We start from the raw sequence: 23351 nt of genomic DNA, 5'->3' as shown, positions 1-23351 counted from the left end.
CTGCCGCCAGAGCGGCGGCAGCGGTCGGTCAGAACAGATGCGGTCCATATCCCCACAGCACCACGGTTAATGCCAGTAATACTTCAAATACCAGCACGCCGATGGCCAGCGTTGAACCGGAAAAGCGCAGACTCTCTTCGCGGTCGATATTCAGAAACAGTGGAATACCGATATAGAGCAGATAGCCGGTGTAGAGCAGCGCCAGGGCGCCCGCCAGCACGCAGAGCCAGACCAGCGGATAGAGCGCCACCAGCCCGCTTAGAAACAGCGGCGTGGCCACATAGCCCGCAAACACCGTACAGCGCTGTACGCCGGGGCGCTGCGGATAATCACGTGCCATCCAGTGAATCACGCGTCCCATTACCGCGACGCCACCCAGAATAATCAGATAGAACAGAATGCCAAGCCCAATTCCGGTCAACAGGTTGAGTTGCACATATTGCCCCTCGCCCAGATTCCAGCCCAGCTGAGTTGTGCCGATAAAGGCGCAGATCACCGGAATCGCCGCCATCAGCAGAACATGGTGGGTGTAATGGTGCGATACGCTCTCATTCTCTTGCTTGATATGACGCATTTCCTGATTCGGATGCGCCAGCAGACCCCAGACATGATTCATAGATTCACTCCTCTGATGCAGTGGGCCGCCCGATGATGCATCCGTCTTTGGGGGCAGCGTCCTCTCAAGTATAAACGGCAGCGAAACTTTCGTGGTGATCGGACAAAAAAACAGCATAAATAAACGGACCCATGAGGCACGGGCGGAAGCGAAGCCAAATCGCGTATAGACTGGAAGAAACAGTCACTGAACAGGGAGGGTCATTTTGCATCTGGATATCAACGCATTAATTACGCAGTACGGTTATCTGGCACTTTTTATTGGCTGTATCGCCGAGGGGGAAACATTTACGTTGCTGGGCGGCGTCGCCGCGCATGAGGGGCTGCTGCATTACGTGGGAGTGGTGCTGGCCGCGATGGGTGGCGGTATTGTCGGCGATCAACTGCTCTACTGGGTCGGTCGCCGCTGGGGCACACAGATTCTGCGCCGCTTTAAAAAGCATCAGGATAAAGTGGTCAAGGCGAACCGCCTGATTAAACGCCGTCCCAGCCTGTTTGTGATTGGCGTGCGCTTTATGTATGGCTTTCGACTGATTGGCCCAATCATCATCGGGGCCAGCCGCCTCAATCCGATGAAATTTTTTATTCTTAACGTCATCGGGGCGGCCATCTGGGCGCTGATCTTTGTCACCCTGGGCTATTTCGCGGGCGGCATCATCGCGCCATGGCTGCATAAACTCGACCAGCATCTGAAGCATCTGCTGTGGCTGGTCGGCGCAGTGGTATTCGCCTTTGCGCTGCGCTGGGTGATCCGCCGCTGGCACAATCGTCGTGCCGATCAGGAATAAATGAACCACGGATTCGCCAGCAGACGCCATCGTCTATGAGAGTGAGCTGACCGGTGGTAAGGGTCGCCGACGCTGAGCAGCGACAGGCGACCCTGCTGGCGATTTCCCATGTTTCACCCGCCCTCACCCCTTCCCTGCCTCATTCAACCGTACGTTAACCATCTGTGCCCAAACGAAGCCGCATCAGATGGCTCAGCTATAGTTAGGATGGACACTGACAGGGAGATGAGGATGAGTAAGGTAAAACGTAAGATTGAAGACCATGGCGTGATCGGAGATTTGCGCACCTGCGCACTGGTCGCGAATGATGGCACCATTGATTATCTCTGCTGGCCGGAACTCGACAGCCCGTCGGTCTTTGCCGCCCTGCTCGACAGCGATGATGCCGGGCTTTTCTCCCTGGCCCCTGACTGGCCCAATGCGCGACGTCAGCAGCTCTACCTGCCCGATACCAACATCCTGCAGACCCGCTGGCTGGATGATGAAGGCGTGGCGGAGATCACCGACTACATGCCGATTTGTGATGACAAGGACAAGCTGCCGCGTCTGATCCGGCGGGTCAAAATGGTTCGCGGCAGCGCGACCTTTAGCCTGCGCTGTTCACCGCGTCACGACTACGCCCGGGCGCAGACCCGTGCAGAGGCGCACAACGGCTGTATCGATTTTCATGCCGAGGGCCAGCCGTCGCTGCGCCTCGCCGCCAGCGTGGCGATGACGCTGGAGGATGAGAGCGCGACCGCCCTCTTCACGTTACAACCCGGTGAACATGCGCAGTTTGAATTTGGCAGCGTGGATGATGCGCATATCGAAGCGCTGACCACCGAACACTGCTTTGAAGAGACGCTGAACTACTGGCGACGCTGGAGCGCCCACAGTAACTATCAGGGACGCTGGCGCGAAATGGTGCAGCGTTCGGCGCTGGTCCTCAAACTGCTGACCTCACATCAGCACGGCTCTATTGCGGCGGCTGCGACCTTTGGCCTGCCCGAAGAGCTGGGCGGTGAACGCAACTGGGACTATCGCGCCTCCTGGATCCGTGACGCCTCGTTCAGCATGTATGCCCTGATGCGGCTGGGCTATATCGATGAAGCCAAACACTTTACCCACTGGGTTGGTCGCTGCGTTGAAAACAGCCATCACGATGAGATGCGCCTGCAGGTCATGTACCGGCTGGACAGCGGCACTGAACTGCACGAGATGGAGCTGCTGAATCTCTCCGGCTATGCCGACTCCCGTCCGGTGCGCATCGGCAATGACGCCTGGCAGCAGACACAGCTCGATATCTATGGCGAGCTGATGGATGCGGTCTATCTGGCCAATAAATATGGTGAGGCGATCTCTCAGCGCGGCTGGGAACATGTCGTCAAAATGATCGACTGGCTGTGTGAGAACTGGGATCAGCCCGATGCCGGTATCTGGGAGATGCGCGGTGAACCGGAACATTTCCTGCATTCACGTCTGATGTGCTGGGTGGCGATGGATCGCGCGCTGCGTCTGGGCATGAAGCGATCGCTGCCGATGCCTTATGAACGCTGGGATCGGGCGCGCCGGGAGATCCGCGAAGATATCTGGGCTAACTTCTGGAACAGTGAGCGGGGTCACTTCTCTTCAACCCGTCATGGCGAACATCTCGACGCCTCAATGCTGCTGATGCCGCTGGTGCGTTTTGTGGGAGCCACCGACCCGGACTGGATTGCCACGCTGGATGCGATCAAAACCAATCTGGTCAGCGACGGTATGGTGCGCCGTTACAATACGCATGAGACGCCCGCCGATGGCCTGAAAGGCTCAGAAGGGTCCTTCGGAGCCTGCTCCTTCTGGTATGTCGAGTGTCTGGCGCGCGCGGGCCGGATTCAGGAAGCGCATTTTGAATTTGAAAAGTTGCTGAGCTACGCCAATCCACTGGGCCTCTACGCGGAGGAGTTTGACAGCCACGGCCATGCGCTGGGCAACACGCCGCAGGCGCTGACCCATCTGGCGTTGATCAGTGCCGCCTTTTTCCTGAACCGCAAACTCAGCGGCGAACAAACACAGTGGCAACCTTAGTCAGCGATAAGCCCGGAAAGCCCCATTTTTAGCGCCCTGCTTTCCGGAAATGCGCTAACATCCGCGGTGAATTTACGTAAAGTATTGCAGGCAGGTTAAAATCCCGATTCACAACGTCAGATTAATGAACATATAATGCGCAGCAGGTCACATTGGCCAGCATGAATTCGACACACTGAACAGCCTGAAATATGGCGATAAAGAATTGTAAAATATGAAAATCATTCGCGCTTTCGCTTCAATCGCACTGGCTCTGGCGGCCTTCAGCCAGTCAGCCTTTGCTGTGGTTTACCCGTTACCGCCGGCCAACAGTCGTCTGATCGGCGAAAATATCGAAATTACTGTCCCTGAAGACAGCAAACTGCCGCTGGAAGCTTTTGCGGCGCAGTACCAGATGGGCCTCAGCAATATGCTGGAAGCCAATCCGGGCGTTGACGTTTATCTGCCTAAAGCTGGCAGCAAAATGATCATCCCACAGCAGCTGATCCTGCCGGACGCACCGCGTGAAGGCATTGTGATTAACAGCGCGGAGATGCGTCTTTACTACTATCCGAAAGGCAGCAAAACCGTGGTGGTGTTGCCTATTGGTATCGGTGAACTGGGTAAAGATACCCCGATTAACTGGACCACAGCGGTAGAACGTAAAAAAGATGGCCCGACATGGACGCCAACCAAAGGCATGCATGCAGATTACGCGGCGCGCGGTGAAACCCTGCCAGCGGTCTTCCCGCCAGGCCCGGATAACCCGATGGGCCTGTATGCGCTCTATATCGGTCGTCTGTATGCGATTCACGGCACCAACGCCAACTTCGGTATCGGCCTGCGCGTGAGCCATGGTTGTGTGCGTCTGCGCGCTGACGATATCAAATGGCTGTATCAGAACGTGCCGGTCGGTACGCGCGTACAGTTTGTTGATCAGCCGGTAAAAGCGACCGTGGAGCCAGACGGTTCACGGTATGTAGAAGTGCATAACCCGCTGTCGACCACCGAAGAGCAGTTCAACTCGCGTGAGCTGGTGCCGATTACGCTGAATCAGGCGGTGAGCAAAGTTCTGGTTGATGCCAGCGTCAATCAGGATCAGGTTAATGGCGCGATTCAGGGCCGTACCGGTATGCCAGTAAAAGTGAACGGCGTGGAGAACAACATCCAGACTGCGCCAGTTCCGATGCCGGAAAATCCGCAGGCTGTGCCACAGGAACAGCCAATGACGCCAGTCACCTCTCAGGGCGCAAACAGTGATGCCGCGCAGCCACAGCAGCCGGCCACTGAGCCAGCCGCACCGGCCGCTCCGGTAACACCAGCAGCCCCTGCAGCCGCGGCCAATACCAGCTCGTAATTGCCGCCCTGCTTTCAGAAGCCAGCGCCTGTCGCTGGCTTTTTTATTGCCTGCGTTTCCGCGTTTTTCCCCGCACTCCGCTCAGAATGCCCCGTCCGACGATCATTAATCTGTCATATAAAGCGCGTATCACACTGCGTTGACCCGGTGCAAATCAGCATCCGGCATCAGCCACCAGAGGTACACCATGAGCGAAAACAGTCTCTCCTCCTCATCAGCCCGAGGTCGCCCCGATTTCAACGGCAAAAATAGCCGTTTCAGTAAACCGCTGTTCTTTATTCTGCTGGTTGCCGGACTGGCGTTCGCTGGCCTCAATCTGGTCAGCGATGTTGAAGAGACCAATATGCCGGTCACCAGCTATCTGCCGTTCTTTCTGCTGGGGCTGGCACTGCTGATTGCGCTCGGCTTTGAGTTCGTGAATGGCTTTCACGATACCGCCAATGCCGTGGCGACCGTGATCTACACCCATTCGCTGACGCCCGGCGTCGCGGTGGTCTGGTCCGGTTTCTGTAACTTTCTGGGTGTGCTGCTCTCCAGCGGCGTGGTGGCGTTTGGCATTATCTCACTGCTGCCGGTGGAGTTGATCCTGCAGGCCAGCAGCGGCAGCGGGTTTGCCATGGTCTATGCGCTGCTCTTCTCAGCGATTATCTGGAACCTGGGCACCTGGTATTTAGGGCTGCCGTCGTCGTCGTCCCATACGCTGATCGGCTCGATCATCGGCGTCGGCGTTGCCAATGCAATGCTGCACGGACGCAGCGGTCTGAGCGGGGTTGACTGGGATCAGGCATTGAAGGTCGGCTATGCACTGCTGCTGTCGCCGGTGGTCGGCTTTGTCTGCGCCGGGCTGCTGCTGTGGGTGATGAAACTGTTTATCCGCAATCGCCAGCTTTATCAGGCGCCAGAAAGCAATCAGCCGCCACCGGTCTGGATCCGCGGCCTGCTGATCCTGACCTGTACCGGCGTGTCGTTTGCGCACGGCTCTAACGATGGTCAGAAAGGGATGGGGCTGATTATGCTGATCCTGGTGGGCACCATGCCGATCGCCTACGCCCTGAATCGATCGCTGCCACCCGATCAGATCCCGCGCGTCGCGGCGCTGAACGAAGTGACCGCCCATCAGCTGCTGCAACTGCAACCCGCCTCAGCCAATCCTCCACCGGCCCGTGAGGTACTGACCGGCTTTGTTGGCAGCAACAGCATGAATCCCGACGTGCTGCCCGCGCTGGCGATGACGCTGCGCGAAGTCGGCGATGAGATTCGTCGTTACGGTTCAATGGAAAACATTCCAGCTCAGGCGGTGACCAATACCCGCAACCAGATGTATCTGGCGTCAGAATCGATCAAGCATCTGCAGAGCGCTGAGGTCAGACTGCCGCAGGAGACGGAACGCAACCTTAAGGCAGTGAAAACGGAACTCGACAGCGCCACCCGCTTTATTCCGATGTGGGTGAAAGTGGTGGTGGCGATTGCGCTGGGACTGGGCACCATGGTCGGCTGGCGCCGGATTGTAGTCACAGTGGGAGAACGGATCGGTAAAACCCATCTGAGCTATGCCCAGGGCGCCAGCGCCGAACTGGTGGCGATGATGACCATCGGCGCGGCAGACGGTTTCGGTTTACCGGTTTCTACCACCCACGTGCTCTCATCCGGCGTGGCGGGCACCATGGCGGCGAACCGTTCCGGCTTGCAGCTCTCGACGCTGCGTAACCTGGCCGTCGCCTGGATTTTAACGCTGCCGGTTTCTATTCTGCTCTCTGCCCTGCTCTACTGGGCGTTCAGCCATTTTTAACGGTCTGCGGCTTATCGTCATTCAGGCGATAAGCCGCTGCTGCCAGTAAAGCCGCAGGGTAATCAGCAGCGCTCCCAGCACCATCAACGCCGCCGCCAGATAGACTGACTGCATCCCCCAGTGTCCGATAAGCAATCCCGCCACCGGGCCGGTTAAGCCCAGGCCCAGATCGAGAAAAGCGGAATAGGTGCCCAGTGCAGAGCCCTGATCCTGACGCTCAACCCGTTTAACCGCCTCAACGCCCAGCGCCGGAAAGACCAGCGAAAATCCGCTGCCGGTGAGGAATGCGCCCGCCCCTACCAGCCAGGCGCTGTCCGCCTGCCAGATAATCAGCAGTCCCAGGCACTCCAGCAGGAAAGAGAAGAGCGACACGCGCAGCCCGCCGAAACGGGTAATAAAGCGACCAAACCCCAGACGCACCAGCACAAAACCCAGGCTGAACAGCGTCAGCGCATAGGCCGCGCCCTGCCAGTCGCGGCTGGCAAAATAGAGGGTGATAAAGGTGGCGATAACGCCAAAACCGATGGTGCCGAAGCCCAGCGCCAGGCCATAAAGCCAGACGCGGGAGAAGACGCGGTGAAACGGAATGCGCTCGCCCACACTGACCGTCACCGCCGCTTTGCGGCTGGCCATCAGATAGCCCGCCACGCCCATCAGCGCAATCAGCCCGGCAAATCCACTCATACCAAATTCACTGTTCAGCAGCACACCCAGCGGTGCACCGACGGCCATTGCCAGATAGGTCGCAACACCGTTCCAGGAGATCACGCGCGCGGTCTGCATCGGCCCGACGATATTCATACCCCACAGGGTAGAGCCGGTGCTGCTGAAGCTTTCACCTACGCCGAGAAACAGCCGTCCGATGGCCAGCAGCGCCAGACTCAGCCACGGCCAGCCGCTCAGCAGTGCGGCCACGATAGTCAGCACCCCGCTCATACCGCAGCAGAGCAGTCCCAGCATCACCACCCGCTTTGGCCCAAGGCGATCGGCCAGACGGCCCGACTGCGGACGGCTGAGCAGCGTCGCAAAGTATTGAATGCTGATAATCAGTCCGGCGATAAAGGAGCTGAAGCCAAGATGATTTTTGACGAAGCCTGGCAGCACGGCCAGCGGCAGTCCGACAGAGAGATAGCAGAAGAAGGTGAAGATAATAACAGAGAGGATTCGTTTGTTGAGCTGGCTGTTGCTCAACACAGCGGAGTCAGACATAGCAGGCAAGGGGTCCAGGAAATTTTTCCCACTATACCGTCAGGCCGCTAAGGGGTCGCCTGATTTTTTATCACAAACCATGAACATGTGCGTGACGATCAATCGCCTGTGCAATGTCGCCCGACGATTTTAACGCACGGATTTCGCTGAATAAGCCATCGGCTTCGCCATAGGCTTTGCGCAGATAACCGAGCCACTGTTTGATACGCGCCACGTGGTAGAGGCCGGTATCGCCCTGCTTTTCCAGCCGGCTGTATTTCTGTAATAACCGCACCACATCAGGCCAGGCCATCGGTGGTTCGTTATATTTCACTACCCGGCTCAGGTTGGGGATGTTCAGTGCGCCACGGCCAATCATCACCGCATCGCAGCCGGTTACCGCCATACAGTGTTGCGCGCTTTGCCAGTCCCGGATCTCGCCATTGGCAATCACCGGAATGCGCAGCCGCTGACGAATATCGCCAATCGCCTGCCAGTTAATCGCCTCTGCACGGTAGCCCTCTTCTTTGGTTCGCCCATGCACCGCCAGCTCGCTGGCACCGGCCTGTTGCACCGCATCGGCAATCTCCAGACTGCGGGCGCTGGAGTCCCAGCCGAGCCGAACTTTTACCGTTACCGGCAAATCTTCAGGCACCGCTTCACGCATCGCTTTCGCGCCGCGATAGATCAGATCGGGATCTTTAAGAAGAGTTGCGCCGCCTCCGCTGCCGTTGACCAGTTTAGAAGGACAACCACAGTTGAGATCCACACCCCATGAGCCCAGCTCCACCGCACGTGCGGCGTTTTCGGCTAACCATTCGGGATGCTGCCCCAGCAGCTGCATACGCACCCGCGTGCCGGAAGGCGTGCGGCTGGCGTTATGCAGTTCGGGGCAGAGACGGTAGAAAGATTTTACCGGCAGCAGTTGATCGACCACGCGCAAAAACTCAGTGATGCAGAGATCGTAGTCGTTCACTTCCGATAACAGCTGGCGCACCAGTGAATCCAGCACGCCCTCCATCGGTGCCAGTAAAACCCTCATACTCAGACGTTTCCGGTACGCTTCGCTGCTGCCGGACGACGCGGACGGGCTGCGGGCCTATCGCCCTGAGGAGCGGCCTGGCTCTGACGACGCGCCTGAGGACGCTTTTCGCCGGATGAAGATGAGCGCGATGCGCCTGCACCCTGTCCGCCCTGGCTGCGACCACGGCCGCCGCCACCGCCGCCTGCACCGCCGCGAGACTGCTGCTGACGACCGTTGATGATCGGCTCCGCTTTGATGCTCGGATCGGGTTCATAACCCTCAACGGCCAGACGCGGGATTTCACGCTTCAGCAGACGTTCGATATCACGCAGCAGTTTATGCTCATCGACGCAGACCAGTGACAGTGCGACACCGGTTGCCGCCGCACGGCCGGTACGACCAATGCGGTGAACGTAATCTTCGGCGACGTTAGGCAGCTCATAGTTCACGACGTGTGGCAGCTCTTCGATATCCAGGCCACGGGCCGCGATATCGGTGGCAACCAGGACGCGAATTCCGCCTGACTTAAAGTCGGCCAGCGCGCGGGTACGTGCACCCTGGCTCTTGTTGCCGTGGATCGCGGCAGCGGAGATACCATCTTTGCCCAGCTGCTCGGCAAGGTGGTTCGCGCCGTGTTTGGTCCGGGTAAAGACCAGCACCTGCTGCCAGTTGCCTTCGCCAATCAGCTGCGACAACAATTCACGCTTACGCTTCTTATCAACGAAAGCCACCTGCTGCGCGACCTGCTCGGAGGCGGTGTTGCGGCGAGCCACTTCAATCATTTCCGGGTTGGTCAGCAGTTTCTCAGCCAGGCCTTTGATCTCATCAGAGAAGGTGGCAGAGAACAGCAGGTTCTGACGTTTAGCTGGCAGACGTGCCAGTACGCGACGGATGTCGTGGATAAAGCCCATATCCAGCATACGGTCCGCTTCATCCAGCACCAGAATTTCGACCTGTGACAGGTCAACTGCATTCTGTTGTGCCAGATCCAGCAGGCGTCCAGGCGTTGCCACCAGGATATCGACGCCGCCACGCAGTTTTACCATCTGTGGATTGATGCTGACGCCACCAAACACCACCATGGAACGCAGCGAGAGATATTTGCTGTAGTCGCTGACGTTTTCGCCAACCTGCGCTGCGAGTTCACGGGTTGGGGTCAGGATCAGGGCGCGCACCGGGCGACGACCGCGGATGGGCGTGGCAGTGGCAGAGAGTTTTTGTAACATCGGTAAGGTAAAGCCGGCTGTTTTGCCGGTGCCGGTCTGGGCGCTCGCGAGCAGATCGCGGCCTGCCAGCACAACAGGAATCGCCTGGCGCTGGATAGGTGTGGGTTCGCTGTAGCCTTGTTCGGCGACCGCGCGCAAAATATCGGCACTCAGGCCGAGAGAGTCAAAAGACATTAAGTGATTTACTCCGGTCCGCTCTGACCGTGATTCACGGTGTAGTTTTCAGAGGGATAGTGACGCCAGCCAGGGCTGACGCGTGAAAAGGGCGCAAACTACGATGCGTAAGCGGGCGAGTGTAACAGCTTTAAGAGAAGTGTGCGAGATAGCTCACATTTCCTGACACAACTTAACCGCCTGAAAACAGGAAGGCCACCTTCCGGTGGCCTTCAACTTAACTACGTTTGTTTTCGATTCGTCGCGGTGGCTCTTTCACCAGCAGCGAGACCAGCGCCGGACCCAGCAACATCACTACGCCGAGACACGCCAGCAGCAGGTTGTTGTGGTAAATCCGCGACACCAGGAACAGTGTCATCATGGCGGCGCCAAAGTAGTAAGTGGTGGTCGCTTCTTCAAGATAATCGCCGAGAGTACGTAAACGGGCAATGCGCTGTGTCACCAGCATGGCAACAAAAACCAGTGCGTACATCGCCACCAGCGTACTGCAGACATCAACCAGCGCTTTGTGCTTCCAGCCCCAGATCAGTGCAGCGATCACCAGCAGATGCATAGCAATATGCAACAACGTTTGACCCGTGATAATTTGAATACGATTAGACCATTTCATTCAGTTCTCCTGGCAGACCCAACAGGTCGCCCAAGTGCTACCGGCACAAGCCGGAAACGATTTCCTCAATGTAAAACAATTTTCGGATAACGCCCTAATTTTCGCCCTCTTTCACCACCCATTTGTGACAAAGACTACACTTTGATTCTATTGATGATGAAAAGGAGTGCGTCGCGAGTATGCCACAAAACAAGCAAGGATTTTCAATAAAAGTCCTGACGATCAATACACATAAGGGTTTCGCCCCTTTCAATCGCCGCTTCATCCTGCCCGAATTACGCGACGCCGTTCGCGCAACGGAGGCGGATGTGGTCTTTCTGCAGGAGGTGATGGGCACGCATGCCATCCACTCCCTTAACCATGAGGAGTGGCCCGATTCTCCTCATTATGAGTTTCTGGCCGACACCATATGGAACGATTTCGCCTATGGGCGTAATGCGGTCTATCCGGAGGGGCATCACGGCAATGCGGTGCTGTCTCGCTTCCCGATCGCCGACTATGAGAACCGGGATATCTCGGTGGCGGGCAGTGAAAACCGCGGCATGCTGCACTGCCAGATCGCCCTGCCCGAGCCGCACGGCACGCTGCATGTCATCTGTGTTCATCTGGGTCTGAAAGTGGCCCATCGTCACGCGCAGATGAAGAAAATATGTGAAATGGTTAACTCACTGCCGCCCGACGCGCCGGTGGTGGTGGCGGGCGATTTCAACGACTGGCAGCGACGCGCTAACTCCATTCTGAAACATGGCGCAGGCCTGAAAGAGGTATTCAGCATGAAAACCGGACGCCCGGCGCGCACCTTCCCGGCGCGCTTCCCGATCCTGCGGCTTGACCGCATCTATGTCCGCAACGCCACCGTCAGTCATCCGTGGGCGCTGCCGCGCAAGCCCTGGTCCCATCTTTCCGACCATGCGCCGCTGGCGGTGGAGATTCACCTATGAATTTTAGCTGGCAGGAAGGCAACCGGCTGCTGTTGCTGGAAAATGGCGAAGCGTTTTTCCCGCGGGTCTTTGGCGCCATTCAGCGGGCGGAACGTACGGTATTAATCGAAACCTTTATTCTGTTTGAGGATGACGTGGGCAACGCCCTGCACCGCGAACTGCTGGCGGCAGCCCAGCGCGGCGTGCGGGTCGAAGTGATGGTCGATGGTTATGGCTCTGCCGAACTCTCCGACAAATTTGTTAACAGCCTGACCAGCGCTGGCGTGCGTTTCATCTATTACGATCCGCGTCCGCTGGTGATGGGGATGCGCACCAACGTTTTCCGCCGCCTGCACCGCAAAACCGTGGTGGTGGATGACGTGGTGGCCTTTGTGGGCGGCATTAACTTCTCGGCCGAGCACAACACCGATTATGGCCCGGAAGCGAAACAGGATTATGCGGTACAGGTCAAAGGCCCGGTGGTGGGTGACATCGCCCGCTATCTGCAACAGGCGATTGGCAGCGAACAGAATACCCGCCGCTGGTGGGGATCGCGCTCTCATCGTCCGGCGGTCAACGCCACGCCCGGCGATGCTCAGGTGCTCTATGTTTATCGCGATAACGACGAGCATCGCGATGACATCGAAGTCCACTACCTGGAGATGCTGCGCGAGGCGAAGCGGGATGTGATTATCGCCAACGCCTACTTCTTCCCAGGTTACCGGCTGCTGCGTGAGATGCGCAACGCCGCGCAGCGTGGCGTCCGGGTACGACTGATTGTGCAGGGCGAGCCGGATATGCCGATTGTGAAAGTGGGCGCGGAGCTGCTCTACAACTATCTGGTCGATGGCGGCGTTGAAGTCTACGAATATATCCGTCGCCCGCTGCACGGCAAGATCGCGGTAAAAGACGACTACTGGGCCACCGTCGGCTCCAGCAATCTCGATCCGCTCAGCCTGTCACTTAACCTTGAAGCCAATCTGATCATCCACGACAGGCCGTTTAACCAGACACTGCGTGATAACCTGGAAGCGCTGCTGGCCAACGATTGCCAGCGCGTGCAGGAAGATCGCTTACCGCCGCGCAACTGGTGGCAACTGAGTAAAAGCGTGGTGGTATTCCACTTCCTGCGCCATTTCCCGGCCATCGCTGGCTGGCTGCCGGCGCATACGCCGCTGCTGGCCCAGGTGGGTGAGCCGGTACAGCCTGAAATGGAGACGCAGGATCGCGTTGAAACTGATAACCCGGGAGCAAAATCCTGATGGCAAAAAAACATCCACGCTGGCAACTGGCGAAAAAAATCCTCACCGTGCTCTTTTTCATCGCGGTGGTGGTTCTGCTGGTGGTCTATGCCCGCAAAGTGAACTGGGAAGATGTTTATGACGTCATCGTTAATTACAACCGCTTTGTGGTACTGACCGCCGCCGGACTGGTGGTGCTGAGTTACCTGGTGTATGGCTGCTACGACCTGATTGGACGCGCCTACTGCGGCCATAAGCTGGCGAAGCGGCAGGTGATGCTGGTGTCGTTTATCTGTTACGCCTTCAACCTGACGCTGAGTACCTGGGTGGGTGGCGTCGCGATGCGCTACCGGCTCTATTCACGGTTAGGGCTGGATAGCGGCACCATTACCCGCATCTTCTCTCTGAGCATCGCCACTAACTGGCTGGGCTATATTCTGCTGGCGGGCGTGGTATTCAGTGCGGGCATGGTGTCGATTCCCAGCGGCTGGTTTATTGGTGAAACTACCCTGCGGCTGATTGGTGGCGCTCTGCTGGTGCTGGTGGCGATCTACCTCTGGGCCTGTGCCTTCTCAAAGCAGCGTCGCTGGACGATCAAAGGCCAGACGCTGCAGTTGCCCTCGCTGCGCATGGCGCTGCTGCAGTTTGCGGTTTCCTGTGCCAACTGGATGGTGATGGGGGCGATTATCTGGCTGCTGCTGGGACGAGACGTCGGTTATCCGATGGTGCTGGGCGTGCTGCTGATCAGCAGTATTGCCGGGGTAATCATTCATATTCCGGCGGGCATTGGCGTACTGGAAGCGGTCTTCCTGGCGCTGCTCAGCGGTCAGCACGCCTCGCATGGCACTATCATTGCGGCGCTGCTGGCTTATCGCGTGCTCTACTTTATCCTGCCGCTGCTGTTAGCGCTGGTGCTCTATCTGGGGCTGGAGAGTCGGGCGAAGCATCTGCGTCAGAAGAACGAGCAGAAGTTGCAGAAGTCGTAATAAAAAAGGGGAGGCGCAGACAGTGCGCCTCCCCCGCTACTCCCTCAGGCTTAACGGCGGTTGCCGAAAATCCGCAGCAGCATCAGGAACAGGTTGATAAAGTCGAGATACAGCGTCAGTGCGCCCATAATCGAGTAGCGACGCAGGTTTTCCGTATCGCGGGCATCGATCTGCTCACCGATATTTTTCAGCTTCTGCGTGTCATAGGCCGTTAACCCCACAAATACCACCACCCCGATGTAGGTAATCGCCCACATCAGCGCCGGGCTTTTCAGCCAGAAGTTCACCAGCGACGCCAGCACGATGCCAATCAGCGCCATAAACAGCAGGCTGCCAAAACGGCTGAGATCGCGTTTGGTGGTATAGCCGTAGAAGCTCATCGCGCCAAACATCCCCGCCGTGATAAAGAAGGTGCTGGCGATCGAAGAGTTGGTGTAAACCAGGAAGATACTCGCCATGGTCAGGCCGGTCAGCGCCGAATAGAGCATAAACAGCCCGGTTGCCACGGCCCCGCTCAGGCGATGCACCATGCCTGACAGGAAGAAGACCAGCCCCAGCTGCACGATAATCAGTCCGAAGAAGGTGATGCGGTTAGCAAACACCAGCTCCATGATCGCTGGCGTGCGCGCAGCGTACCAGGAGACAAACGCCGTCAGTAACAGACCGCAGGTCATCCAGCCATAGACCTGCGCCATATAGGCTTGTAAACCGCGAGATGCGGATTGAACGATGGAATCATTTCGTGGATATCGGTCCATGATGCACCTCTTGTTAAACGGATTAGGACCGGCTCCACACAGGGAACCGGATGAATAACCTGGTCTGGCAGGCATACGTTGTTTCTGTTTCAGCCCGTTGGGCCAGCGACAGCGCGACACAACCGCCACGGGCCCATACGGCCTTATGAGGATGCGCACAGTTCAGGGCCAGAATAACAATAAAAGTCGCCCGGAACTGGCTCTAAGTGTGGCACAGCTCAGCTCAACTGCGCCACAACATGCCGCTTAACGTCGCGACAGGCACTGCTGATAACGGCTGTCGACACGCTGCGCAAACCACGCCGTGGTGAGATTACGGGTAATTTTCGGGCTTTCCAGCTTGATGCCCGGCAGCATTTCACGCGGTAATTTTCGACCCGCCATTTTATCCGCCAGGGTAAAGACCTGTTTCCAGAGTTCGCTGTCGCTGAACGACGCTTTCTCCCCTTTCTCCAGATCGCGGCGAATGTCGCTGTTGCTCATATCGATCTGCTTCGACAGCGTGCGCACCGCCAGTTCGGTACCGCCCGCCGCATCCGATCCATAAAGAATCAGATCGCCATCCAGTGCCAGCTTCATGCCGGTGGCGCGCGACACCGCCGCCTGGAAGGCCGCATTGCGGCTGGCATACCAGCCCGCATTGTAGTCGGCAAAGCGGTAGAGCGGCTGGCTGTAGTCAGCCGGATAGCCGAGCAGGTGCATCGTCCCGAAGTAGATCCCGCCATGACGGGTAAAGACTTCACGCCGGATGGTGCCATCGATCGGCCACGGGTAGCCTTTGGCATGCGCTTCGGCAAACGCAATGCTGACCTGCATCGGCCCGCCGGTGTGGATTGGATTGAGATTACCAAACAGCGTCTGGCCCATCGGCACCATATCGATCAGGTCATCGAAAATAGCGCTCAGCTCTTTCTCACTGCGCACTTTGTCCAGCCGGGCGGCGTAGCTTTCACCGGTGGGCGATTTGATCTGCAGCGCGGTACGCACCAGGAATGCCGGAACGTGCACCTGCGCCGCACGGCGATTGATCTCGCCCCAGGCGATTTTTGGCAGACCCGGCACGGCGGCCTCGGCGCTGAAGTTGCTCTCCTGATCCGCCACGGCGATCACCGCGCAGAGGTTGCTGGCGCTGGGATCGATCTGCTGAGTGCGGAAGGTGGTGTAGATATCGTCGCTCCACGCCGCTTTATTGCTGACGTGCGACGGCAGCAGCCGCTGGATCTGCGCTTTGACATCTTCAGGCTGCCGCACCGGCGCCTCAGGGGTTTTCTTGCTGCTACAACCTGCCAGCACCAGTGCGGCGACCAGTGTCAGACGTTGCAGAATCGGGGTGGATGACATGCCTGTCCTCAGAATGAACCAAAGCTCTACTCTACCATCGCCAGAGTTTCACAGGCAGGCGAGAACTGAACTAAGGTTATCTTTTTTACCGTTAAAGGAACTTACGATGTTTAAACTCTGGCCTGTTGCGGCGTTCAGCCTGTTCTTAACCGGCTGCGGCGCTAATAATACGCCTGCCCAGGTAAAATCTCCGGGCGCCCCCACCTCCTCCTCGCTTAAGGTGCTGGAGACCGGCGCCAGCGTGATGCAGTCACGTCCGCCCATCGACGCCATCAACACCTATCTCGACGGATTCCATTTTTATAACGGCGATAAGAACGGTCAGATGGAGGCGCACCACTATGTCACCGTGCTGAACGACGATGTGATGCAGGCGGTGATTTACGACGGCAACACGCGCGACGCACGGCTGATGGGCGTGGAGTACATTATCAGCGAACGGCTGTTTAACACCCTGCCGCCCGAAGAGAAGAAGCTCTGGCACAGCCATCAGTATGAGGTGAAATCGGGCACGCTGATTGCCCCAGGCTTACCGGAAGCCGCCGACCACGCCCTGATGAAGCGCATTGTGAACACCTACGGGAAAACCTGGCACACCTGGCACACCGATCGCGACAAAACGCTGCCGATCGGCATTCCGGCGCTGATGATGGGCTTTACGGAGGATGGACAGATGGACTCGCGACTGCTGGCGGACCGCGATCGTCGTTTTGACGTCGACAGCAAAAAGATCCGCGCCCAGCGTGCGGATATCGTGGCGCATCCTGCCGCGGCAGGTGCCAATGCCTGGCAACAGGGCCAGGTCATTCAGCTGAAGCGCACCGCCGGCGGCGGCGAACACAGCCACGGTCAGACCGGTTTTGGTCCGGCTGAGCAGCTAAAGCAGCCTTAATCCCGCCCTAAGCGTCGTGATGTCCGGGGATGCGGGCAGCGGCGTGTCTGCGGTTAACGGCTCAGCGGACGCAGACACTTCTGCCCACTAAGCCGTTAATGCAGCTTAGTCCCAGCGCTGAGCCGCCTGATGGTCGCTGTCGCGGGCATCCACCCAGCGATCGCCCTTCTCTGTCGCTTCTCGCTTCCAGAACGGCGCGCGGGTTTTCAGGTAATCCATGATGAACTCGGCAGCGGAAAAGGCGCTGCCACGATGGGCGCTGGTCACGCCCACCAGCACGATTTCATCGCCGGGAAACAGTTCGCCCACGCGATGGATCACCGTGACGCGCTGCAGCGGCCAGCGTTCGCGCGCCGCATCAACAATCTCCTGCAGCGCCTTTTCGGTCATGCCGGGATAGTGCTCCAGCGTCAGTGCCGCGACGTCGTTGCCCAGATTGTGGTTACGGACTTTGCCGGTAAAGGTCACGACCGCACCATCTTCATCACAGGCCGCCAGCCAGCGATACGCTTCCGCCATATCAAAGGGCGCGGGACCGACGCGAATCTGCGTTTCCATCTTAGCCTCCGGTCACGGGCGGGAAAAAGGCCACTTCATCACCGGCGTGCAGCGGATGACTCATCGGCACCAGCGTCTGATTCACCGCCGCCAGCAGCTTGCCCGACTCGAGCGCCAGCGCCCAGCGGTCATCGCGTTCTGCCAGCGCACTGCGCAGCGCGGCCACATCCGGATAATCAGCACCGACCTCAAGCGATGAGGTGCCGGTCAGCTCACGTACCTGGGCGAAAAACAGCACCTTAATCATGCGCGACCGCCTGGAAATCGCCGCTTTTGCCACCGCTCTTGCTGATTAACCGCAGCTGATCGATAACGATATCTTTCTGCACCGCTTTGCACATGTCGTAGATGGTGAGCGCGGCAACCGACGCGGCCGTCAGCGCTTCCATCTCCACGCCGGTTTTGCCGGTCAGGCGACAGAGCGTGGTGATGCGGACCCGGCTGTGGTCCGGTTCAGCCTCCAGGTTCACTTCCACTTTGCTCAGCATCAGCGGATGACAGAGCGGAATCAGTTCCCAGGTGCGTTTCGCCGCCTGAATACCGGCGATGCGCGCGGTGGCAAAGACATCCCCTTTGTGGTGGCTGCCTTCAATAATCATCTGCAGCGTTTCCGGCTGCATCAGCACCAGCACTTCTGCCCGCGCTTCGCGCACGGTTTCCGCCTTGGCGGAGACATCCACCATGTGCGCTTCGCCCGCGGCGTTAATGTGTGTGAGTTGAGACATACTTACCGTTTCTTGAGATGTGAGACAAAATTACAGGGCGCGGTGCGCGCATCAAGCTGATCAGCGATAATGCGTTCCCAGGCGGTGCGGCAGGCGCTGGTGGAACCCGGCACGGCCAGGATCAGCGTCTGATTAGCCAGACCGGCAATCGCGCGCGACTGCAATGTCGAACCGCCAATCTCTTCATAGGAGATCATCCGGAACAGTTCGCCAAATCCACTAATCTCGCGGTCGAACAGCGGCAGCAGCGCTTCCGGCGTGCTGTTTTTAAGGTTAAAGCCGGTTCCGCCATTAATAATCACGACCTGAACATCTTCACTGGCGATCCAGCGCGACACGGTGGCGCGAATACGATAGAGATTATCCGGCACGATGGCGTGATCGACCACCTCATGCCCCGCTTCGGCTGCGGCTTCGCGCAGATAGTCGCCGGAGGTATCGTCACTGGCATCGCGACGATCTGACACTGTCATCACCGCAATCTGCACTGCCTGAAATTCGCTGGCTGGTTTACCCATACTGCCTCCTGAAATTAGCCGCCAATGTAAGAGAGATTCTGTGTGATGCCGGTGTTGCCCTGATGCAGAAAGTGCGTCTGCTTTTTCTGCCCCAGGCTGCTGGCGATGCGCGCCTGCAGTTCGGCCTGCTGGTCGTCTGACGCCAGCAGATCGCGCAGCGGCACACCGCCGTCACCAAACAGGCATAGGTGCAGATTACCGTGCGCCGAAACGCGCAGACGGTTGCAGCTGGCACAGAAATCTTTGGCATAAGGCATGATCAGACCAATCTCGCCGACATAATCGGGATGGTAAAAGACCTGCGCCGGGCCGTCGCTGCGTCCGCTCTCACGACGCTGCCAGCCCTGGGCGATCAGCTGATCGCGGATGACCATGCCGGAAACATGCTGATCGCGGAACAGCGTGCCGCCGTCTCCGGTCTCCATCAGTTCGATAAAGCGCAGCTGAATCGGACGGGTGCGGATCCAGTCGAGGAACGTGGCCAGATTACGGCTGTTGAGATCGCGCATCAGCACGCTGTTGACTTTGACCTGGCGAAAACCGGCGTCGAGGGCAGCATCAATACCGCTCATGACCTGATGGAATTTATCCTGACCGGTAATGGCGTGAAACTGACGGGCATCCAGGCTGTCGACGCTGACGTTGAGTGCGGTTAACCCCGCGTCACGCCACTGTTTCACGTCACGCGCCAGCCGGTAGCCATTGGTGGTTACCGCGATCTGGCGAATGGAGGCGTTTTCGCGCACCGCCGCAATGATGTCGGTGAAATCACGGCGCAGCGACGGCTCACCGCCGGTCAGCCGCACTTTTTCCGTTCCGGCAGCGGCAAAGGCCCGCGTGACGCGGCGGATTTCATCCAGCGAGAGAAAGCTTTTGTTACGAATTCCCTGCGGCTTGTAGCCGTCAGGAAGACAGTAGGTACAGCGGAAATTACAGACATCCGTGACCGACAGGCGCAGGTAATAGAACTTACGCGCGTATGCATCAGTAAATTGTGACACCAGAACACCTTTCCAGATTGGGAGATGCAGTCATTTCTTCCTGCACCCTGGCAGCTCGATGGCTACGGCCTGAACCCCCTATCCGCAGACGTAGGCATTCAGGCTTGAGTGTACGCTGACCCGTTGATCAGCGCGGTAAGCATGATGGTAGCGTGATTTTCGTCACTCTTCCATTTGCTGTTTTCGCTATATATTCTTATACATATCGAATTTTCACCGCATTTTCGCGACAGGATACGTTAAAATGCGATCCAGATTTTGACGTAAGTCATCCGCGCGGGCTTAGCGATTAGAGCCACGCCACGCGAACGGATATTAAGGAGAAGTATGAATCGCACACTGGCCGATCTTGATCGCGTTGTGGCACTGGGAGGCGGACACGGTTTAGGCCGCGTCATGTCTGCCCTTTCCCCGCTGGGCTCGCGTCTCACCGGTATCGTCACCACCACCGACAACGGCGGATCAACCGGCCGTATTCGTCGCTCAGAAGGTGGTATCGCCTGGGGCGATATGCGTAACTGCCTTAACCAGCTGATTGCAGAACCCAGCGTCGCTTCGGCGATGTTTGAGTACCGTTTTGCCGGTAATGGCGAACTGGCCGGACACAACCTGGGTAATCTAATGCTGCGGGCGCTGGATCATCTCAGCGTTCGTCCGCTGGAAGCGATCAACATCATCCGTAACCTGCTGAAGGTCGACGCCTTTTTAATCCCGATGTCGGAGCAGCCTGTGGATTTGGTGGCGATGGATGTTGAAGGCAACATGGTTTATGGCGAAACCGCAATTGACGAGATGAAGCAGCCGCCGCAGGAGCTGATGCTGCATCCCAACGTCCAGCCAACGCGGGAAGCGCTGCAGGCGGTTGGTGAAGCGGATCTGATCCTGATTGGACCCGGCAGCTTTTACACCAGCCTGATGCCGATTCTGCTGATGGAAGAGATGGCGCAGGCCTTGCGTCGCACGCCTGCCACTATGGTGTTTATCGGCAATCTGGGCCGCGAGCTGAGTCCTGCCGCCGCCAGTCTCTCAGTGGCTGACAAGCTGCAGATGATGGAGCGTTATATCGGCAAGCGGGTGATTGATGCGCTGGTCGTCAGCCCGGCAGTGGACACCCGTGGCATTGAAAACCGACTGATTGTCCGTGAACCGCTGGAGGCCGCCGATATCCAATATCGTCACGACCGCCAGCTGTTACGGGTGGCGCTGGAACACGCCATTCAGGGCTTTAACGGCGCTACGAGGCCGCAATAAACAGCGTTCGCAGTTCATGCAGCTGATCGCGCACGTTGGCCGCCTGTTCGAACTCCAGGTTCTGCGCATGCTGCTGCATCTGCCCTTCCAGCTCGTGGATCTTCTTCTGCAGAGCCTGCGGCGTTAACAGCTGGAAATCGGCCAGCGCCTGGGCTTCGCCAGGACGGGCTGGTTTCGCTTTGCCGCGGGTTTTCACCACGTTTTTGCCCAGTTCCAGAATATCGGTGATCTTCTTATTCAGGCCCTGCGGCACGATGCCATTCTCTTCGTTGTGCAGCTGCTGTTTCTCACGGCGGCGCTCGGTCTCTTCAATGGCGCGCGCCATCGACGGCGTGATTTTATCCCCGTAGAGAATCGCCTTACCGTTGATGTTACGCGCCGCACGGCCAATGGTCTGAATCAGCGAGCGTTCGGAGCGCAGGAAGCCCTCTTTATCCGCATCGAGAATCGCCACCAGCGACACTTCCGGCATATCCAGCCCCTCACGCAGTAAGTTGATGCCCACCAGCACATCAAACTCGCCCAGACGTAAGTCGCGGATAATCTCCATACGCTCTACCGTGTCGATATCGGAGTGCAGATAACGCACCTTCTCACCATGCTCAGACAGATATTCGGTGAGATCTTCCGCCATGCGTTTGGTCAGCACCGTCACCAGTACACGTTCGTTGATCGCCACGCGCTGACGGATTTCTGACAGCAGATCGTCGACCTGGGTACCGACCGGACGCACTTCGATGATCGGATCCAGCAGACCGGTAGGACGCACCACCTGATCGATCACTTCGTCGCCCGACTTTTCCAGCTCATATTTGCCCGGCGTCGCCGAAACATAGATGGTTTGCGGGGCCAGTGCCTCAAACTCTTCAAACTTCATCGGACGGTTATCCAGCGCCGACGGCAGGCGGAAGCCATACTCCACCAGCGTCTCTTTACGCGCCCGGTCGCCTTTATACATGCCGCCAATCTGCGGAATGGTCACGTGCGACTCATCCACCACCAGCAGGCCGTCGGCGGGCAGATAGTCAAACAGCGTCGGCGGCGCTTCGCCCGGTCCGCGTGCGGAGAGGTAGCGTGAGTAGTTCTCGATGCCGGAGCAGTAGCCCAGCTCGCTCATCATCTCCAGGTCAAACTGGGTACGCTGGGTAATGCGCTGCTCTTCCAGCAGCTTATTGTTCTCCAGCAGCACCCGGCGGCGGTCCGCCAGCTCAACTTTGATATCTTCCATCGCCTGCAGAATACGCTCACGCGGCGTGACGTAGTGCGTCTTGGGGTAGATGGTAAAGCGCGGCACGACCGAATCAATCTGGCCGGTCAGCGGGTCAAACAGCGACAGACGCTCAACCTCTTCGTCAAACAGCTCGACGCGCAGCGCAATATCGTCCGACTCCGCCGGGAAGATATCGATCACTTCGCCGCGCACCCGGAAGGTGCCGCGCTGGAACGCCTGGTCGTTGCGGGTGTACTGCAGCTCTGACAGACGGCGCAGAATACTGCGCTGATCGATAATCATGCCGCGGGTCAGGTGCAGCATCATTTTCAGATAGAGATCGGGATCGCCCAGACCGTAGATAGCCGAAACCGATGCCACCACAATGACATCGCGCCGTTCCAGCAGCGCCTTGGTGGCCGACAGACGCATCTGTTCGATATGTTCGTTCACCGACGCATCCTTTTCGATAAAGGTGTCGGAGCTCGGCACATAGGCTTCAGGCTGGTAGTAGTCGTAGTAAGAGACGAAAAACTCGACGGCGTTATCCGGGAAAAACTCTTTCATCTCGCCATAGAGCTGGGCGGCCAGCGTCTTGTTGGGTGCCAGCACCATGGTCGGACGGTTGAGGTCGGCAATCACGTTGGCGACGGTAAACGTTTTACCGGAGCCGGTTACGCCTAATAAGGTCTGATGGGCCAGTCCATCCTCCAGCCCCTCTTCCAGGCGACGTATCGCCTCAGGCTGGTCGCCCGAAGGTTTAAAGGCGGAGTTCAATTTAAAGGCTTTGCTCATGAATGCAGTTCCTGCTGGAGAAGTCGGCGGGCAGGCACTTATTTTACTCTGCTATGGTGATTTTGCCAGAAAATAATACTGGATATAAAAACAGTATTGGTGCAATGTTAACGCCAGCAGGATGGCACCTGATGTCCCTGCAGGCTGGCAGCGTTATTGCTCAGCATGTTGCGCAATGTTATCCCCAGGAAGGGATCTGATTTAACATTTGTCAATAGAGTGTCACAAAATTACAGTACGGTTACCTGACAGATAATTCTCAGGCTTGTTTTTTGATAAGCAACTGATTTTACTGACATAAGGCTATGAGGCCAGATTCTCGTCATTATGTTACCAGGCCGCGTATTTCCTCGCTTCCA

General features: G+C 57.8%; 22 protein-coding genes and 1 riboswitch. Of the genes, 9 read left to right on the top strand and 13 right to left on the bottom strand.

Translation table 11 applies throughout. The annotated features are described in order from the left end of the window. Positions 1-28: 28 nt before the first annotated feature. Positions 29-616 (bottom strand): Yip1 family protein, encoded by a 588-nt coding sequence (locus LC417_RS07045; protein ID WP_010260296.1) that lies wholly within the window; start codon positions 614-616, stop codon positions 29-31. 205 nt (positions 617-821) lie between these two features. Between LC417_RS07045 and LC417_RS07040 the strand changes: the two genes are divergently transcribed. From LC417_RS07040 to LC417_RS07025, 4 genes are all read left to right on the top strand, one after another. Beyond that, the gene (locus LC417_RS07040; RefSeq protein WP_010260294.1) at positions 822-1403 is read left to right on the top strand and encodes a DedA family protein; all 582 of its coding nucleotides are present in this window, start codon (positions 822-824) and stop codon (positions 1401-1403) included. A 231-nt stretch (positions 1404-1634) separates the two neighbouring features. Further along, positions 1635-3449, top strand: coding sequence for a glycoside hydrolase family 15 protein (locus LC417_RS07035; protein WP_010669684.1), 1815 nt, complete (start codon positions 1635-1637; stop codon positions 3447-3449). 214 nt (positions 3450-3663) lie between these two features. Further along, positions 3664-4785, top strand: a complete 1122-nt coding sequence (locus LC417_RS07030; protein ID WP_223565643.1) for a L,D-transpeptidase family protein — start codon at positions 3664-3666, stop codon at positions 4783-4785. 187 nt (positions 4786-4972) lie between these two features. After that, complete coding sequence (locus LC417_RS07025) at positions 4973-6574, top strand: inorganic phosphate transporter (RefSeq protein WP_060679790.1); 1602 nt, start codon at positions 4973-4975, stop codon at positions 6572-6574. 21 nt (positions 6575-6595) lie between these two features. Here the strand turns inward: LC417_RS07025 and LC417_RS07020 are convergent, their stop codons facing one another. The 4 genes from LC417_RS07020 to LC417_RS07005 all read right to left on the bottom strand — a co-directional run bounded on the left by LC417_RS07020 (position 6596) and on the right by LC417_RS07005 (position 10796). Next, the gene (locus tag LC417_RS07020; RefSeq protein ID WP_033766739.1) at positions 6596-7783 is read right to left on the bottom strand and encodes an MFS transporter; all 1188 of its coding nucleotides are present in this window, start codon (positions 7781-7783) and stop codon (positions 6596-6598) included. Between the two features lie 70 nt (positions 7784-7853). Next, positions 7854-8804: a tRNA dihydrouridine(16) synthase DusC gene (dusC, locus tag LC417_RS07015; protein ID WP_223565642.1), complete on the bottom strand. Its 951-nt coding sequence runs from the start codon at positions 8802-8804 to the stop codon at positions 7854-7856. A 2-nt stretch (positions 8805-8806) separates the two neighbouring features. After that, entirely contained in the window at positions 8807-10186 is a 1380-nt protein-coding gene (rhlE, locus tag LC417_RS07010; protein ID WP_022626008.1) for an ATP-dependent RNA helicase RhlE, read from the bottom strand. Positions 10187-10403: 217 nt separating this feature from the next. Continuing rightward, entirely contained in the window at positions 10404-10796 is a 393-nt protein-coding gene (locus LC417_RS07005) for a YbhQ family protein (RefSeq protein ID WP_010669681.1), read from the bottom strand. Positions 10797-10975: 179 nt separating this feature from the next. Here LC417_RS07005 and LC417_RS07000 point away from each other — a divergent pair, with 179 nt between their 5' ends. The 3 genes from LC417_RS07000 to LC417_RS06990 are packed head-to-tail and all read left to right on the top strand — an operon-like array spanning position 10976 to position 13943. Beyond that, on the top strand, positions 10976-11737 hold the full coding sequence (locus LC417_RS07000; protein ID WP_022626009.1) for an endonuclease/exonuclease/phosphatase family protein: 762 nt from the start codon (positions 10976-10978) through the stop codon (positions 11735-11737). Next, positions 11734-12978 (top strand): cardiolipin synthase ClsB, encoded by a 1245-nt coding sequence (gene clsB, locus LC417_RS06995; RefSeq protein ID WP_010260263.1) that lies wholly within the window; start codon positions 11734-11736, stop codon positions 12976-12978. Before LC417_RS07000 ends, clsB begins: the two co-directional genes overlap by 4 nt. Next, complete coding sequence (locus LC417_RS06990; protein WP_086905457.1) at positions 12978-13943, top strand: lysylphosphatidylglycerol synthase domain-containing protein; 966 nt, start codon at positions 12978-12980, stop codon at positions 13941-13943. Before clsB ends, LC417_RS06990 begins: the two co-directional genes overlap by 1 nt. 50 nt (positions 13944-13993) lie before the next feature. Here the strand turns inward: LC417_RS06990 and LC417_RS06985 are convergent, their stop codons facing one another. Both LC417_RS06985 and LC417_RS06980 read right to left on the bottom strand, forming a co-directional pair. Beyond that, on the bottom strand, positions 13994-14701 hold the full coding sequence (locus LC417_RS06985; RefSeq protein WP_010260256.1) for a Bax inhibitor-1/YccA family protein: 708 nt from the start codon (positions 14699-14701) through the stop codon (positions 13994-13996). A gap of 246 nt (positions 14702-14947) precedes the next feature. Further along, entirely contained in the window at positions 14948-16042 is a 1095-nt protein-coding gene (locus LC417_RS06980; RefSeq protein ID WP_010669679.1) for a DUF1615 domain-containing protein, read from the bottom strand. A gap of 106 nt (positions 16043-16148) precedes the next feature. Between LC417_RS06980 and LC417_RS06975 the strand changes: the two genes are divergently transcribed. Next, on the top strand, positions 16149-16934 hold the full coding sequence (locus LC417_RS06975; RefSeq protein WP_111533530.1) for an OBAP family protein: 786 nt from the start codon (positions 16149-16151) through the stop codon (positions 16932-16934). Between the two features lie 105 nt (positions 16935-17039). Here LC417_RS06975 and moaE read toward each other — a convergent pair whose 3' ends face one another. The 5 genes from moaE to moaA all read right to left on the bottom strand — a co-directional run bounded on the left by moaE (position 17040) and on the right by moaA (position 19736). Beyond that, positions 17040-17492 (bottom strand): molybdopterin synthase catalytic subunit MoaE, encoded by a 453-nt coding sequence (gene moaE, locus LC417_RS06970; protein ID WP_010669678.1) that lies wholly within the window; start codon positions 17490-17492, stop codon positions 17040-17042. A 1-nt stretch (position 17493) separates the two neighbouring features. Then, a complete protein-coding gene (moaD, locus tag LC417_RS06965; RefSeq protein WP_022626012.1) occupies positions 17494-17739 on the bottom strand; it encodes a molybdopterin synthase sulfur carrier subunit in 246 nt (81 codons plus the stop codon). Continuing rightward, a complete protein-coding gene (moaC, locus tag LC417_RS06960; RefSeq protein WP_010260240.1) occupies positions 17732-18217 on the bottom strand; it encodes a cyclic pyranopterin monophosphate synthase MoaC in 486 nt (161 codons plus the stop codon). Before moaC ends, moaD begins: the two co-directional genes overlap by 8 nt. A 2-nt stretch (positions 18218-18219) precedes the next feature. Then, positions 18220-18735 carry a molybdenum cofactor biosynthesis protein B gene (moaB, locus tag LC417_RS06955; RefSeq protein ID WP_167429912.1) on the bottom strand — a complete coding sequence of 172 codons (516 nt, stop codon included), beginning with the start codon at positions 18733-18735 and terminating at the stop codon, positions 18220-18222. Between the two features lie 14 nt (positions 18736-18749). Then, entirely contained in the window at positions 18750-19736 is a 987-nt protein-coding gene (moaA, locus tag LC417_RS06950) for a GTP 3',8-cyclase MoaA (protein ID WP_022626014.1), read from the bottom strand. After that, positions 19726-19859: riboswitch (molybdenum cofactor riboswitch) on the bottom strand. (Overlaps the previous gene by 11 nt.) 204 nt (positions 19860-20063) lie before the next feature. Between moaA and yvcK the strand changes: the two genes are divergently transcribed. After that, entirely contained in the window at positions 20064-20987 is a 924-nt protein-coding gene (yvcK, locus tag LC417_RS06945; protein ID WP_010260233.1) for a uridine diphosphate-N-acetylglucosamine-binding protein YvcK, read from the top strand. On the opposite strand, the gene uvrB is transcribed toward yvcK, so the two are convergent. Further along, a complete protein-coding gene (uvrB, locus tag LC417_RS06940) occupies positions 20971-22992 on the bottom strand; it encodes an excinuclease ABC subunit UvrB (protein WP_010260230.1) in 2022 nt (673 codons plus the stop codon). The genes yvcK and uvrB overlap by 17 nt on opposite strands. Positions 22993-23351 lie beyond the last annotated feature (359 nt).

The sequence above is a fragment of the Pantoea sp. OVA07A genome (genome assembly GCF_019969975.1).
GTDB classification, from domain to species: Bacteria; Pseudomonadota; Gammaproteobacteria; order Enterobacterales; family Enterobacteriaceae; genus Pantoea; species Pantoea agglomerans.
This window is presented reverse-complemented; position numbering and strand designations above follow the sequence as displayed.